The sequence below is a fragment of the Paenalicyclobacillus cellulosilyticus genome, assembly GCF_014647315.1.
Classification (GTDB): domain Bacteria; phylum Bacillota; class Bacilli; order Alicyclobacillales; family Alicyclobacillaceae; genus Alicyclobacillus_J; species Alicyclobacillus_J cellulosilyticus.
In genome coordinates this window covers 65,510-79,239 of the sequence record NZ_BMOY01000005.1, presented here as the reverse complement: position 1 = coordinate 79,239, position 13,730 = coordinate 65,510, and the positions used below count along the sequence as shown (strand labels likewise).

The window sequence follows — 13,730 nt, the reverse complement described above, 5'->3', positions numbered from 1 at the left end:
GCTTGAAGTATACCCGACAATATCTTCACCGCGAAGATATTACCTATCAATGGATGTTGCGTTTTTTGAACCGGCCGCCGCGAACCTCGGCGATGGGTGCAATGGCGAGAAACGCATCGGGATCGATGTCTTCGACGAGCGACTTGAGTTTCGCCTCTTCGAGTCGAGTGATCACGGTGAACAATACTTTCTTGTTATCCCCGGTAAACGCGCCTTCCCCGTGCAGCAAGGTGACGCCACGCCCCAGCCGGTGCAGCATCGCTTCCGCAATCTCCTGGTAGCGATCGCTGATCACCCAGATGGACTTCGTCTCCTCAAATCCTGTTGTGACGATGTCGATGGTTTTAAAGGCGATGAAATACGCGATGAGGGAATACATCGCTTGGTTCCAGCCAAACACGAAACCAGCACTGCCGAGGATGAACACGTTGATGAACATAACGATCTGCCCTATCGACCAAGGCGAGCTTCGATTGACGAGGATGGCGATCACTTCCGTTCCGTCCGATGAACCGCCGGCCCGGATGATGAGGCCGACGCCCGCTCCGAGGATAATCCCGCCAAACACCGCGGCGAGCAGCGGATCGTCCGTCAAACCCGGAACCGGAACCAACAAGGAAGCAGTGAAAGAGAGGACCGTGATCGAAAAAAACGTGGATACGGCAAACGTCCGTCCAATCTGTTGATAACCTACGAGCAGAAATGGCAGGTTGAGGGCAAACAGAAACAGCCCGAGGCGCATATGCGTGAAGTGAGACAGAATGATGGCGATGCCGGTGATCCCGCCGTCGATGATGTTGTTGGGAACGAGGAAGATCTCTAAGGCGACTGCGGCCAGCACCGCGCCCAACGCCATAAAACATCCGCGCGCCAACCACTTCCATCGGTGGACACGACGCACCTCCGACTCCACATCAGATCGAACTTCTGGCATTCTCCATCTCCTTCCTCACACTGATACTGAAGATGACAAGTCTCACCCATTGTTCCTCCTTGAGGAACTCTCATCCACAGGTTCCTCACACCCGCACCGCAGCGATGATCTCCTGAAACAATTCCAAATCTGCGATGGAGTCTTCAATGGAGGTCTTGACAGGATGGCCTTCGGTGATGCAGCGGTAAAACGCCTTGAGCTCACAGGTATAAGGGTCTTCGAACGTGGGCCGCACCACCGTCTCGCGGTAGGTCGTCCCGTCGGTGTCGGCGAGATGGAGCGTCGTCGGCAGGTGGCGGATGTACGGGGTGTTGTATTGGACGCGCAGGGAACGGCGCGCTCCGTAGACCTCGATGTGGGCGTCGAACCGCCCCTGTTCATCGACACCGGTTTCGAAGGTGACATAAAATCCGTCGTAGGCAAACAACGCCACGATGTACGTCCCGTGCTGCCAAGCGCGCGCCGCAACCACCCGCCGCGGCGTGCCCAAGAGCTCGCGCATCGCCGACAGGTCGTGGCTCGACAGTCCGCACAACTGACGGTACGTCCGGTACACCTCCGCCGGCAGACGGGCACCGAACGCCGCAACGGCCATCGCGTCCGCGCGCCGGGCGCGATCGACAAGGGCGTCTTCCGGGATATCCGCCGGCCGGAACACCACGCTCGACTGGTCGATGAAAAACCGGTTCGGGCCGATGATGTCGCGCACGCGGGCGTAACGGATGTCGCCCAGCTGCGGCAGGTGTTCTTTCGCCGCGATGAACGCGGGCGCATACCGCCGCATGTACCCGACCATCACCTGCCGCCCGGCCCGGTCGCGGGCCGCCTGCATCGCGCGCGCGTCCGCCAGGGTCAAACACATCGGCTTTTCGACAAAGACGTGCTTTCCCGCCTCGAGCGCCGCGATGGCGGTCTCGGCGTGATACTCGTCGCTGTTGAGCACAAACACCGCGTCGACGTTGGGCGAGCGCACGAGTTCGTGCAGGTCGAGATACCGCTCGGGCACCTGGTAACGCTCGGCCATATACGCCACGAGGCTCGGCGAGATGTCACAGACGGCCGTCACCTCATACATGTCGGTGAGCGCCGACAAGATGGGCAGGTGAATGACCTGCGCGACCTCGCCGAGTCCGACGACCCCCACCCGCAACCGTTGCATCCGCACAACCCCCGTCATCCGCCCTGCACGGCGGCATGCCGGCCGCCGGCAGACGGTTCATCGTACAAGCAGGCCAGCAGCTTGCGCTTGATCCGCTGCAGCGCGTTGTCCACCGATTTCTTGGTCCGCCCCAGCTGCTGGGCAATCTCGATATAGGAATACCCTTCGACAAATAGTTTCAGAACCCTGCGCTCCAACTCGGTCAGCATACCGTCCATCGACTGTTCAAGCCACACGCACAGATCGGCGACATCCGTCCAAGCGGCCGCGCGCGGGTCATGGATGAGGACCGCGTCCTCCGGCGTCGGCATGCGGGTGTCGTACACCACGTCCATCAGGGTACGTTCGTCCTCCGGGTCGTGACACAGCGGGGCATCGAGCGAGAGGGCATCGTTCAGCGGCGCGTGCTTGCGGCTGCTGAACACCTTGACCGCCTCGATGATCTGGCGCGTGATGCATAAACGGGCGAAGGAGCGGAACGGCAGGCGACCCGGGCGGTAGTCGCGGATGGATTCGTAAAACCCAATCATCGCTTCCTGCACCAGGTCTTCGAAGTTGGCGCCCGCGAGGAAGTACATCCTGGCTTTGCTGCAGATAAAATCCCGGTAGCGCGCGAACATACACGACAGCGCTTCCGCGTCGCCTGCCTGCGCCGCGGCGACCAACGCTTCATCGCTCAACGCGTCGAGTTCCGGCGGCACCTGGTTGGATTTGAACCGCCGTGCCGATCTCGCCTCGGCCAAGTCCATGACCTTCTCCAACGCCATACCCTCCTTCAGGGGTTCCGTCTACGGTGGCCGGTTCTTGGCTGATGCGGCGTCATGTCGGGAAGAGGTCGATCGACACGGGTACCGTGATCGTGAAGGATGAGGGGTTGGGCAAACCGCGCCCCGTCGGGAGGGGAAAAGCAGGAGAGAAAACGGCTTGTCTCCCGTACAGTCAGACCGAACGAACCAGGCGGACCGCACCTCCATCACGTTCCGAACGAAGGGCGGCCGTCTGACAAAGCCCATCGGCGACGACCCACCAACCCTTGCCTGACAGTGGCAACCCGGCGATCGTAGACGCCTTTTGCGTCCGTAGACCCGTGGTTTTGCGTCCTAGCGTTTCCGCTAGTTTGCCTTTTTCACTGCGTGGATCGATATGCACAATGCAGGTAGAATCTTGTTTCGTAGTATATTATCAACCAGAGTTCGACAGATTTCAACAACTCGGCGAGGAGAGATGCCGTTGGCCACCCATAAAGAAAAACCAGCTTCATCGTTTCCCTTGCGCCACGCCCTCTTGATCCTGATGAGCCTTGTCGCAGGGTGCGTGGACGCCATCGGTTACCTTTCGCTCCAACACGTGTTTACGGCCAACATGACGGGAAACATCGTGCTCCTGGGGCTCGCCGTCGGCCAAGCCCACTTTGCCTCCGTGCTCCGCTCCCTGCTTGCCCTCGCCGGGTTTGTCGCAGGAGCGCTTTTGGCGGCGGCCATCGTGCACCGCAAGCCGCAATCCGGGCTCTGGCCTGCGACCGTCACCCGGGCGCTCTGGGTGGAGACAGGTTGGCTCGTGCTGTACGCGTTCGGACTGCACGCGTTGCACCGCGCACACGTGTCCCACCCCGGCCTGTGGCTCATGGCCGACATCCTCCTCGCCGCGCTGGCCATGGGTATGCAAAGCACCGCCGCGCGGCGCATCGGCGTCGCCAACATCACCACCACGGTCGTCACCAGCACCCTCGCCATCCTCCTCGAGGACCTGGCCGTCAAACTGCGCCTGGCGAAGAGCGTCCCCGTGCCCCCTCATCACACCGTCGACGCCGCGGCGCGCTTCATCGCCATCCTCACCTACGGCGGCGGTGCTGCCATCGCTGCCCTGGTCCCGGCCGCCGGGCGCGGCGCGCTGGTGGTGTGCATGGTGTTCGTCCTCGCCGCCGTCTGCATCACCGCCACCCGCTGCCTTCACGGCCGGTAAGCGGCGCACACCGCCTGTAAGTGCGCGAGCCGCTCCCGCGCCCGGCCGCTCCCCAGCGCCTCGCGGGCCAGCGCGACACCTTCCCGGACGTCCTCGGCTCGCCCGGCCACCCAAAGCCTGAGGCCGGCGTTGAGGATGACCATCGCCTGTTCCCAGTCCGCCTCACCGCGCAAGACGGCGCGGATCCGCTCCGCTTGCTCCTTCGCTCCCCATAGGACGCGCGGACACGCCGCGGCCACCCCGAGCGCCGCCGGCTCCACCCGCCCCTCCTCGACGCGGTCCCCTTGAATGACGTAAAGCAGGCTGTCGCGGTGCACCGGCACGTCCTCCGAACCGTCGACGCCCTGCACCACGGCTGCGCGCCGGTAACCGAGACGAGACACGAGCGAAGCGGCCGCCGCCGCGGCCGCCCCGTGAAACACGCCGGCGATGGTGTGCGCGGCGCCGCCGAGATTGAGAAACTTCTCCGCCGTGTTCAGTAAGGTCCGCATGCCCAGTTCCTGGCGGACGCGGCGCAACCGGGCGAGCGGCGGGCACCAGACCTCCGTATCCAGATACACCAGCCCCGTTTCCACCAACACCCGGGAGGCCCCGGCGGGATCGGCCGGGAAGGCAAGCCCGAGTTCATGCAGCACCTCCGCCACGGTGACGCCTTGTTTCGGAGGAAGTGTCGCGCTGCCGTGCAAGATGACCGGCACGCCCGCGGCTGCCAGCACCATGCCGGCCGCCACCGTCGCCATGAAGGAGTGCGACCGGCCGTCGTACGGCCCCGCGCAGTCGATGGCCTCCGGACAAGCCGGCACCATGCGCTGGCTGCGATCCCGCAACGCGGCCACGAAGGCTGCCAACTCGTCGGCACTTTCCCCTTTGACCCGCTCCGCCAGCAAAAACGCCCCCAGCTGGGCGTCCGTGCACATCCCGTCGCAGATCAAGTCCGCCGCTTGGCGCGCTTCTTGATAGGTTAAATCGCGGCGCCCCTTGGCACCGCGCCCCACTTCTTTCAGATACGGTGTCAACCCGCGGTCGGTCATGGCGCGTTTCACTCCCGTCCTCATCCTGCCAGGACAGCGGCGGAAGATCAAGGCAAGCCGCGCGTATCGCCTGCGTTACTTCATCCCGGACGTGGCAATTCCCCGGACAAACTGCTTCTGAAAGATGAGAAACACGATGACCATCGGCAACGTCAGCAGGATGGAACCGGCCAACACGCTGTTCCAGTACGCGTCGTATTGCCCGTAGAACGAGTTGAGGCCGACGGGCAACGTGTACATGTCTTGCTGGGTTTCCAGCAACAACGGCCAGAGAAACGAGTTCCAGTTCCCTTGAAACGTAAGGATGGTCTGGGCGGACAACAGCGGTACCGAAAGCGGTAAGTAAATGCGAAAAAAGATGCCCCAGTGCGACAACCCGTCGATGCGACCGGCCTCCTCCAGTTCTTTCGGCATGCCCAGGAAAAACTGACGGGACAGGAAGATCATGAACGGGCTCATGAGAAACGGAACGGTCAGGCCTTGATACGTGTCGATCCATCCTAATCGCGCAAGCAAAATGTAAATCGGGACCAAAAGCACCTGACCAGGGATCATCATGATGGCCAAAAAGCAGTAAAATAAGAGACCGCGTCCGGGAAACCGCAGCCTGGCAAACGCGTACCCGGCCAACGTATTGACGACCAAATTGCCCAGGGTGACGATGAGCGCCACGAGAAAGCTGTTGAACAACCAACGCCCGAACGGAAACTGTTGAATGATGTACGTGTAGTTATGCAGCGTCAGCGTCCGGAACGGCACGAACACGCTGAACACTTCCGACGTCGGTTTGAGCGACGTGTACACCGACCACAGATAGGGTACCAGTGTGATCACCGCGTACACGCATGCCACAAGGTACATGAGCGCCCGCCCGGGTCGGAAGCGTGCGGAACCAGCCATGGAATCCGTGCGCACCGTCGTCCCCCCTCACTCTTCTCTGCCGAGGATCCATTGCTGCAACAGCGTGAGCAACAAAATGATGACGAACAGGAAAAAAGCCATGGCCGAAGCGTATCCCATGCTCATATCGCGAAACGCTTTGTTGAAGATGTCGAGAACCACGGTCATCGTGGCTCCCGCCGGCCCCCCATCCCCCCGGGAGATGACATACACCGTATCGAACACCTGGAACGTACCTATCATCCCCATGACGATGACCAAAAAGGTCGTTCGCCGCAGGAGTGGAATGGTGATATAGCGCAACATCTTCCACCCGCTTGCCCCCTCGATGGCGGCCGCTTCATAAATCTCGTCCGGGATCTCCTGCAATCCGGCGAGATAGATGATCATGAACTGGCCAGCCGTCGACCAGATGGCGATCATCATCACCGCGGGCAATGCGAAGGTGGGGTCGTTCAGCCAGTTCGGACCCTGGATGTGAAAGAGCGCAAGCAACTGGTTGAGCAGACCCGTGGGATTGAAGATGAAGATGAACATCACGCTGACCGCGACGGTGGACGTGACGGTCGGCAGGTAGTAGGCGATGCGAAAGAACGTCTTGCCGCGAATCCTGTCCACGATGAGCGCCAAACCAAGCGATAACGCCGTCTGCACCGGTACGACCCCGACGGTGTACAGAAACGTGTTCCACAACGCCTGCAGAAACACCGGATCGACAAACAAATGCAGGTAGTTGTCCAAGCCGGCCCACGAGGCGTTCTGCGGGTCCAGGTACGAGAAGTGAAAGAAACTGATGTAGAACGAGAACAGGATGGGACCCAACAGGAAAACCACCAACGACACCAGCGCGGGCATCAGAAACAGATAACCCGCCAGCGCCTCGTCCACGCTGCTCCGCTTGAACCAGCGTCGGCGAGCCGCTGGTGCGGCAGCCGCATCCAAACCCACCTTGCTTCACCTCCGTACCACGAGGGAAGTGCGGGGCGCATTCCGCTGCGCCCCGCAACCAAAACCTTGGCCATGCCAACCCATTGGTTTAATAGTTTTTCTGGGAGTTCAGCGTCTCTTCCGCCGTTTGCAGCACCAACTGCGCGGATTGGTGCTTCAGCACGCCCGTCTCAGCCGCCTTGTTGATGGCGTTGATGAAGTCTTGTCCGCTGAGCCCGAATTGGTACGGATACGCGTCCTTGACGCCATCCAGGAACGCCTTGTAGTTCGGCCAGTTCTTCAGGAATAACCCCTCTTCGCTTTTGCGGGACGGAATGGCGAGCCCGCTTTTCGCTGTCATCGCGAGTGCCTGCTTCCCGGTCATAAAGAACAATAACTGTGCCGCCGCGTCCGGGTTCTTGGTGGATTTGGCCATCTCATAGGCCACCGTATACACCATGTTGGCCGAACGCCCGTTCAGCGACGGGAAATCGGTGATCTCATATTTCATCTTGGGCGCGGTCTGCTGCATGAACGGCACAATCCAGGCACCCTCCGCGGTCATCGCCACTTTGCCCTGGGCAAACGCTTCGCCGCCCCAACTGGCGCCCTGATTGTTCGGCGCCACCAGATACCCTTGTTCTTGGTTCTTCAAAAACCAATTCATGCCACGCACGTTGCTCGGCACATTGATGGTGATGGTGTTTTTGTCCGCGTTGTAAAAGCTGCCGCCAAAGTCGACGATGAACGGGTAGAAACGCGCCACGTCGATGGGGAAGGAAAGCGGTACAATGCCTTTGGCTTTCAGCTTGGCAGCGTCTGCCGTAAACTCCTCCCACGTCTTCGGCGGATGTTGAATGCCCGCTTTGGCGAGCAGCGCGGGATTCGATTCGAGCGCCAAGGTGTTATAGTCCTTGGGCAAGCCGTAGATCTGTCCCTTCCATGTGAACGCCTTCAACAGGTTGGCATGAAAGTCAGACAAGTCCACATGGTACTTTTTGATCAGGCTGTCGAGCGGCATGACGACGCCTGCCGCTTCAAGCTGTTGCGCGTACGACGAATCCACGTAGAAGATGTCTGGCGCCGTGTGGGCGGCCAACATCGGCTGCAAGGCTTGCAAATAGTTCCCGGTGATGACCCGGATGGAGACGTGGATGTTGGGATGGATCTTTTGAAATGCCTTCAATTGATCTTGGACCAACTTCGTCTCCGCCGGGCTGGACGACCACATCCCGAGCGTGAGATTGACCACAGGGTCGTGGGTGCGATGTACCGTTTTCGCTTGGGATGCGGCAGCCTCTCCGCCCAGCAGCGCGATCGCGCTGACAGACAGCAGCGAGCTGATGGCCAGCAAGCGTTTCTTCGTCAACATGTCCCTTCCTCCTTTGGCGATGTGCGGCCCGAAGTGATGGACCTGTGTGTCTCCACGAGATGAGCACCGACATTGACCCGCACTGCATGCTGCGAAGTGAGCGTGTGATCAGATACCCGCTTCGGCCAGCCAGGGCATCCCCCCTTTCACGCCCTGTTCCACCCGGCAACCGGTCGTGTTTTCGAGCACCTTCACTTGGGTGCGGCCGAACGGATCGCGCCGCAGGTCGAGCGAGAGGTTGCCTTCTCCAAGCCGGATGCGTTGCACCAGCAAGCGGTCGCATCCCTCAGGCAACACAGGGTGAATGAAGACACGGCCTTGCGGGACGTCCGGTTGCATGCCGAGTACCGATTGGAGCACCATGGCCGGTGTCGCCGCCGCCCATGCCTGCGGAGAACATGAGACGGGATACGGGACCGGGTGCGGCGCTTCGCTGGCCGAAAGCCCGCCGAACAACTCCGGTAAACGGCGCATCTCGAACTGAGCCGAGACGCGCAACAGCGCCCCCGCCAGTTTCGCCACTGCACCGGACAGGCCGTATTGAGCAAATCCGGCGAGGATGATGGCGTTGTCATGCGGCCAGACGGTGCCGTTGTGATAACTGAGCGGATTGTAGCGGACTTCGCGTGTCGACAAGGTGCGAATGCCGTAGCCGCTGAACATGTCCGGTTGCAACAGGCGATCCGCCACTTGGCGCGCCACGTCCGCCGGTAACACACCCCCCCACAGGCAGTGACCCATGTTGGAAGCCGCCGTGCCGATGGGCCGCTTCTCGGCATCCAAACCGAACGCGACCAGCCCCTCGCTTGCCAACCAAAACGTTTCCAGAAAGCGGGCAGCCAACTGCCGGGCGCGCCGGTGATGCGCCTCGGCGCGGTCAGGGGCCCCGAGCAGACGGTAGATGCGTGCCCACGCTGCGTGGGCGCGGTGAGCGTACGCCTGCACCTCGCACAGGGCGACGGGAGGCTCGGCCAGACGCCCGTCGACGTGGGAGACCGCGTCGCCGGAGTCCTTCCATCCTTGGTTGGCAATCCCTCGTTCCGCTTCCCGGAAGTATTCAATCCATCCGTCCCCGTCGCGATCGCCGTCGTGATCCATCCAGTGAAACGCGCGTTCCACCACCGGAAGCAAGGCACGGATAAATGCCAAGTCTCCGGTCCAAGCCAGATATTCCGCCGCCAGGCACAGAAAGAGCGGCGTCGCGTCCACAGACCCGTAATACGGTCCAAAAGGCAGCTCTCCGATACGCGTGAGCTCACCGACGCGCAACTCATGGATGATCTTTCCGGGTTGCTCATCCCGCCGTGCATCCCGCGTCACGCCTTGCAACGCGGCCAGGGTGGCCAGCGTACCGCGCGCGATGTCCGCCCGGCAGATGAGGATTTCCAACGCCGTGATCAAACTGTCGCGTCCAAACGGCACAGCGTACCAAGGCACACCCGCGACCGGGAACGGACCATAGCCGAGATGGGTCAACAGCATGCGCACGTCCCGCATGCCCCGCTCATACCAGGATGCGAAACCTTCGTCACCATCCACGCGCGGGACGCTGTCCATCCAGTCCGCGTATTGCTGCGCCATACGCTCCGGGCTGCCGCTGACCCACGCCCGGTGCGACGTATGTTCCTGTGACGCATGCACAGCGCCGTTCGGGAGGTTCGGGTGCAGGCGGCCGGCGACCTCAGGACGCACACGCAAGAACCACCTCCGTTTCCCGCGTGCCGGGACCGCGATGCCAAACGACAGTTGGCCGGCAGCGTGATCGACGGATGTGGAGACTTTTCGTTCCTCCCGCGCATCCTGATGCGCATCGCGCTGGGCGTTGACGCCGCTTTCATCCTGTACGTCTTCTTCCTCCGGCAAGACGTGCAGATCAAGGGTCGTCTTGCACGCCACACCGTCCAACGCCACGTAGGAAAAGACCAAGGAAACAGAAGATTGCGCGCATGAGATGGTGCGGTGCAAGTCTGCAGGCGAATAACCCCTCACTTCGAACAGATCGCGAAAATCGGCCGCCACCTGATAGACCATGTCCAACGTGATGCGCTCGTTGGAGAAGTTCTCGATGATCCCCTCTTCAACCAAATCGTTTCCAGTCACAAACCGGCGCCGCGTCAAAAAAAGCGTCTGTTGCGAAAGGTCCGCCTGATTCCCGCAGCCGCCGCTGCTGTAACGGTAGACTGCCTGATAATTGGCCGATGTATCGGCATGAAGGAGCCGCCAGGACACATCGCGCACGGAGAACGTCAAGCGGGAGAGCATACGTGTATCGCGCGTGTACAGGCCGTATCCAAATGAATCCTCCACCGGATCAGGCACTTCGCCGTCCGGGCGGCACACGAGAAACAAGTCGTCTTCCTTGATGACGTGAAAATGCATCTGGTTCATTCCTTCCTGTTCTTCCTGACGAATCAACGCACGGCGTAACATGCGGTGGAACATGCGGTGCGCCCAAGATCCGTCCGTCTGGATCTGCCGCCGTATCCAAAACGTTTTCGTTTTGGCAGCCACCTCTGGCCATGGAAAATATTGCGAACGGTGCGTGGTCATCCTCACGAGGTCTGCCGCACCACGAGTTCCGGCAACAACGTTCGCCCCTCGGGCATCGTCTTTCCTTCCATCATGCCGACCAACATCTCGGCAGCGGTCGCCCCCATCTCGTACCGTTTCTGCCGGATGGTCGTCAATTGCGGGGATACGATTTCCGCGAGCTCGATGTCGTCGAATCCAACCACCGCACACTCCTCCGGGACCTTGACGCCCGCTTCCCGCAAATGGTGCAAACCTCCGATGGCCATCAGATCACTTGCAAAAAAGACGGCGGTCATCTCAGGATGCGCGGTTCGCAGCAACTCACAGCCTTTGCGTCCGCCTTCCACCGTGTAGTCCGCTTCATAGACCAGCTCGGGCCGAAACGGAATGCCATGGCTCTCCAGCGCCTCGCGGTACCCGCGCAACCGGTCATGGCTCACCGCCGCCTGGCTGTGCCCGTTCACGAAACCGATGGTACGGTGCCCTTTGCCGATGAGATGCCGCACCGCCAGCTTGGCTCCGTAAACGTTATCGGAGGTGACGTACCCACACGTCGCGCTGACCAATGGAATATCGATCACGACGCTCGGCAGCGGCGACTCGACAACCTCGTGCAGATACGGATCGTCCAAGCGGAGATTGATCACAATCACGCCGTCCAACCGCCGCTCGGTGCAAAAATCCAAATAGGAAATCTCGCGCTGCCGGGTGGTCGTGGTATTGACCAGGATGAGGTCGTATCCGAGTTCCGCGAGCCGATCCTGGATCCCGTAGAGAATTTGCAACATGAAATAGTGCCAGATCCGCCCTTTCGACAAATCGGAAACCAGGAATCCGATGGTCCGCGTCTTTTGTGTCACAAGGCTGCGCGCGACGGCGCTCGGGCGGTAGTTCAGCTCTTCCGCAATCCGGAGAATGCGCTGGCGCGTCTTCTCGCCGACATCCTTATGTCCGTTGAGCGCCCTGGAGACCGTGGTGATAGACACGCCCGCAGCCCTGGCGACGTCGCGGATGGTGACGGGCATGTTGTCTCCCCTCTCCCTAGCACATCTCTCTTTCTATTTGCCTTGAATGTACCTGAAAACGTTTTGGAATGCAAGAGGCAGAAAACAACAGGCGGCCCGCTCCGGTTGGTCAGGGCCGCCCGACGACAGAAGCCAACTTCCCGTCGACATGGTGTGACCTTTGGCAGGTCTCCCATCAAGGCTCACATCAACGGTGATTGAGCAAGCGCAGAAACTCCCGCATGAACCCTGGCAGATCGGGCCAAGCGTGACCAGAGACCAGGTTGCCGTCCACGTGCAGCGTCTTCTCCACGTATCTGGCACCCATACCCTCCACCGACGGTTTGCAGGCGATATACGCCGTCATTTCACGGCCTTGCAACAGGTCGCGCACCACTTCCAGCACCTGTGCGGCATGACAGATGGCCCCCACCGGCTTGCCGGCTGCGAAGAAATGCCGGACAATCCGCGGGACCTCGGGATGCAAACGGATATACTCCGGCGCCCGTCCGCCCGGAATGATGAGCCCGTCGAACACCTCCGGCTGGACCTGCTCGAACGCTGCATGCGCCTCGATAAGATATCCCGGTTTTTCCGTGTACGTGTCCCAGCCTGTAAAATCATGCACCACTGTGTGCAACTTCTTCACGGACGGCGCCGCGATCACGGCCTCGACCCCTTCTTCCAGCAACCGATAATACGGATAGTACACCTCCAGCGCCTCGACCGCGTCCCCGGTGATGAGAAGGACCTTCTTCGGCATCGTGCACCCCTCCATTGGGCATGGGATTGGCTGTGGATGACACCCCTGGCTGAGATATCCTGATCATATCACATCGAGAACGATCCACGGCACAGGTGGATGCGAGACCATGTCCAGCCAAGCGGATGGGATGTACGCACAACCGGGACCGCGGTGACGCGCAGCCCACAGTTCTGCTCGATTTTTTAGGCAGACACCCTCTTTGCGCCGACGACATAAGCTGTCACGAGAGAGAGGTGTCATGGCATGACCCAGTCGAACTTCAGGGCGGTCGCCCTCGCTGAGCACGCGTTCTGGCTCCAAGTCCTTGGCGATCACGCCCGTTTCATCTATGACGCACTGTCCCCCAGGGAGACAGCCGAAATCGCGCGAGCCAGGCAGTTCATCGACACGTTCGACAGTTTGCTCTCACAAGCCCGTGCACCCGGCGGTTCAGACCCGCTCGACCTGTCGCGCCAGGCGCTGACGGTAGCCCAGCACCTCTGTGCATTCAAGCTTCACCTGCTGCGCCGTCACCTGCAAGACGAGATCCACATGCAGTTGCCACCGACGTTCCTCAACCATATGGTCAACGAGAACGAAGAGTACCTGCGCATCCTGGCGCACCTCACCCAAGGACAGGAACCCCCGCCGGCGCACCCAGTGCACCACCACCTGCTGTGGTTGCTCGACGCCGCCGGTCACGCCGCCACGCTTGCCAACCTGTTCGATGGCACGGAGAAGGACCTCATCGCCAAAGCTCGGCAATTCACGTCCCACTTTGAGACATACTATTTGAAGGCTGTCGAAACCGCCGGGTATCTGCGCACACAACTGCAAACGTTCCCTGCCCTTGCGCGGCTCAACCACCAGGCTGCGTTAGAAATCGGCTTGTTTCGAGCCTTTCTCGATGAGATCCGCGATCTCGAACTCTCCGACGCCCTGCTGGCTTCCCTGGACGCCATCATGCCTGACCACATGGCCCGCGAGGAGTGCTATTACCTGCATCAACTGGCAAGGGCCGGGACCTTGCCCGCTCCTCCCTGCAATCCCGCCCATCCCCGCACGGAAGATTGACGTTGCGGGGCTGCCGAAGCCCGCACAGCAGCGTGCGCAGCATCATTCACCGGCCTGTCTCATACGTTGGAGTGAACGCTCCGGTACAGG

Annotated in this window: 12 protein-coding genes and 1 riboswitch; of the genes, 2 read left to right on the top strand and 10 right to left on the bottom strand. The window is 60.9% G+C overall.

Annotation, left to right across the window (positions count from 1 at the left end):
- Nucleotides 1–46: 46 nt before the first annotated feature.
- From IEX97_RS02845 to IEX97_RS02835, 3 genes are all read right to left on the bottom strand, one after another.
- Entirely contained in the window at nucleotides 47–934 is an 888-nt protein-coding gene (locus IEX97_RS02845) for a YitT family protein (RefSeq protein WP_188881017.1), read from the bottom strand.
- Between the two features lie 85 nt (nucleotides 935–1,019).
- Nucleotides 1,020–2,093, bottom strand: a complete 1,074-nt coding sequence (locus IEX97_RS02840; RefSeq protein WP_229776296.1) for a Gfo/Idh/MocA family protein — start codon at nucleotides 2,091–2,093, stop codon at nucleotides 1,020–1,022.
- Between the two features lie 14 nt (nucleotides 2,094–2,107).
- Nucleotides 2,108–2,854 carry a sigma-70 family RNA polymerase sigma factor gene (locus tag IEX97_RS02835; protein WP_229776295.1) on the bottom strand — a complete coding sequence of 249 codons (747 nt, stop codon included), beginning with the start codon at nucleotides 2,852–2,854 and terminating at the stop codon, nucleotides 2,108–2,110.
- A gap of 281 nt (nucleotides 2,855–3,135) precedes the next feature.
- Nucleotides 3,136–3,225, bottom strand: a riboswitch (cyclic di-GMP riboswitch).
- Between the two features lie 98 nt (nucleotides 3,226–3,323).
- Here IEX97_RS02835 and IEX97_RS02830 point away from each other — a divergent pair.
- Nucleotides 3,324–4,055 (top strand): YoaK family protein, encoded by a 732-nt coding sequence (locus IEX97_RS02830; protein ID WP_188881015.1) that lies wholly within the window; start codon nucleotides 3,324–3,326, stop codon nucleotides 4,053–4,055.
- Here the strand turns inward: IEX97_RS02830 and IEX97_RS02825 are convergent.
- The 7 genes from IEX97_RS02825 to IEX97_RS02795 all read right to left on the bottom strand — a co-directional run bounded on the left by IEX97_RS02825 (nucleotide 4,043) and on the right by IEX97_RS02795 (nucleotide 12,584).
- The gene (locus IEX97_RS02825) at nucleotides 4,043–5,098 is read right to left on the bottom strand and encodes an anthranilate phosphoribosyltransferase (protein WP_188881013.1); all 1,056 of its coding nucleotides are present in this window, start codon (nucleotides 5,096–5,098) and stop codon (nucleotides 4,043–4,045) included. The genes IEX97_RS02830 and IEX97_RS02825 overlap by 13 nt on opposite strands.
- 63 nt (nucleotides 5,099–5,161) lie before the next feature.
- Entirely contained in the window at nucleotides 5,162–6,001 is an 840-nt protein-coding gene (locus tag IEX97_RS02820; protein ID WP_229776294.1) for a carbohydrate ABC transporter permease, read from the bottom strand.
- A gap of 12 nt (nucleotides 6,002–6,013) precedes the next feature.
- Entirely contained in the window at nucleotides 6,014–6,934 is a 921-nt protein-coding gene (locus IEX97_RS02815; RefSeq protein ID WP_229776293.1) for a carbohydrate ABC transporter permease, read from the bottom strand.
- 88 nt (nucleotides 6,935–7,022) lie between these two features.
- Nucleotides 7,023–8,285, bottom strand: a complete 1,263-nt coding sequence (locus tag IEX97_RS02810; protein ID WP_188881012.1) for an ABC transporter substrate-binding protein — start codon at nucleotides 8,283–8,285, stop codon at nucleotides 7,023–7,025.
- A 108-nt stretch (nucleotides 8,286–8,393) separates the two neighbouring features.
- Nucleotides 8,394–10,673 carry an amylo-alpha-1,6-glucosidase gene (locus IEX97_RS02805; protein WP_229776292.1) on the bottom strand — a complete coding sequence of 760 codons (2,280 nt, stop codon included), beginning with the start codon at nucleotides 10,671–10,673 and terminating at the stop codon, nucleotides 8,394–8,396.
- A 164-nt stretch (nucleotides 10,674–10,837) separates the two neighbouring features.
- Entirely contained in the window at nucleotides 10,838–11,842 is a 1,005-nt protein-coding gene (locus tag IEX97_RS02800; RefSeq protein WP_188881011.1) for a LacI family DNA-binding transcriptional regulator, read from the bottom strand.
- Between the two features lie 187 nt (nucleotides 11,843–12,029).
- Nucleotides 12,030–12,584 carry a DJ-1/PfpI family protein gene (locus IEX97_RS02795; protein WP_188881010.1) on the bottom strand — a complete coding sequence of 185 codons (555 nt, stop codon included), beginning with the start codon at nucleotides 12,582–12,584 and terminating at the stop codon, nucleotides 12,030–12,032.
- 246 nt (nucleotides 12,585–12,830) lie between these two features.
- Between IEX97_RS02795 and IEX97_RS02790 the strand changes: the two genes are divergently transcribed.
- Nucleotides 12,831–13,640 carry a DUF2935 domain-containing protein gene (locus IEX97_RS02790; RefSeq protein ID WP_188881009.1) on the top strand — a complete coding sequence of 270 codons (810 nt, stop codon included), beginning with the start codon at nucleotides 12,831–12,833 and terminating at the stop codon, nucleotides 13,638–13,640.
- The last annotated feature ends 90 nt before the right edge of the window (nucleotides 13,641–13,730 follow it).

Excerpts from the sequence above, each read along its gene's own strand:
- IEX97_RS02845 (WP_188881017.1), bottom strand. The coding sequence starts at position 934 with ATGCCAGAAGTTCGATCTGATGTGGAGTCGGAGGTGCGTCGTGTCCAC.
- IEX97_RS02840 (WP_229776296.1), bottom strand. The coding sequence starts at position 2,093 with ATGCAACGGTTGCGGGTGGGGGTCGTCGGACTCGGCGAGGTCGCGCAG.
- IEX97_RS02810 (WP_188881012.1), bottom strand. The coding sequence starts at position 8,285 with ATGTTGACGAAGAAACGCTTGCTGGCCATCAGCTCGCTGCTGTCTGTC.
- IEX97_RS02805 (WP_229776292.1), bottom strand. The coding sequence starts at position 10,673 with ATGAACCAGATGCATTTTCACGTCATCAAGGAAGACGACTTGTTTCTC.
- IEX97_RS02800 (WP_188881011.1), bottom strand. The coding sequence starts at position 11,842 with ATGCCCGTCACCATCCGCGACGTCGCCAGGGCTGCGGGCGTGTCTATC.
- IEX97_RS02795 (WP_188881010.1), bottom strand. The coding sequence starts at position 12,584 with ATGCCGAAGAAGGTCCTTCTCATCACCGGGGACGCGGTCGAGGCGCTG.
- IEX97_RS02790 (WP_188881009.1), top strand. The coding sequence starts at position 12,831 with ATGACCCAGTCGAACTTCAGGGCGGTCGCCCTCGCTGAGCACGCGTTC.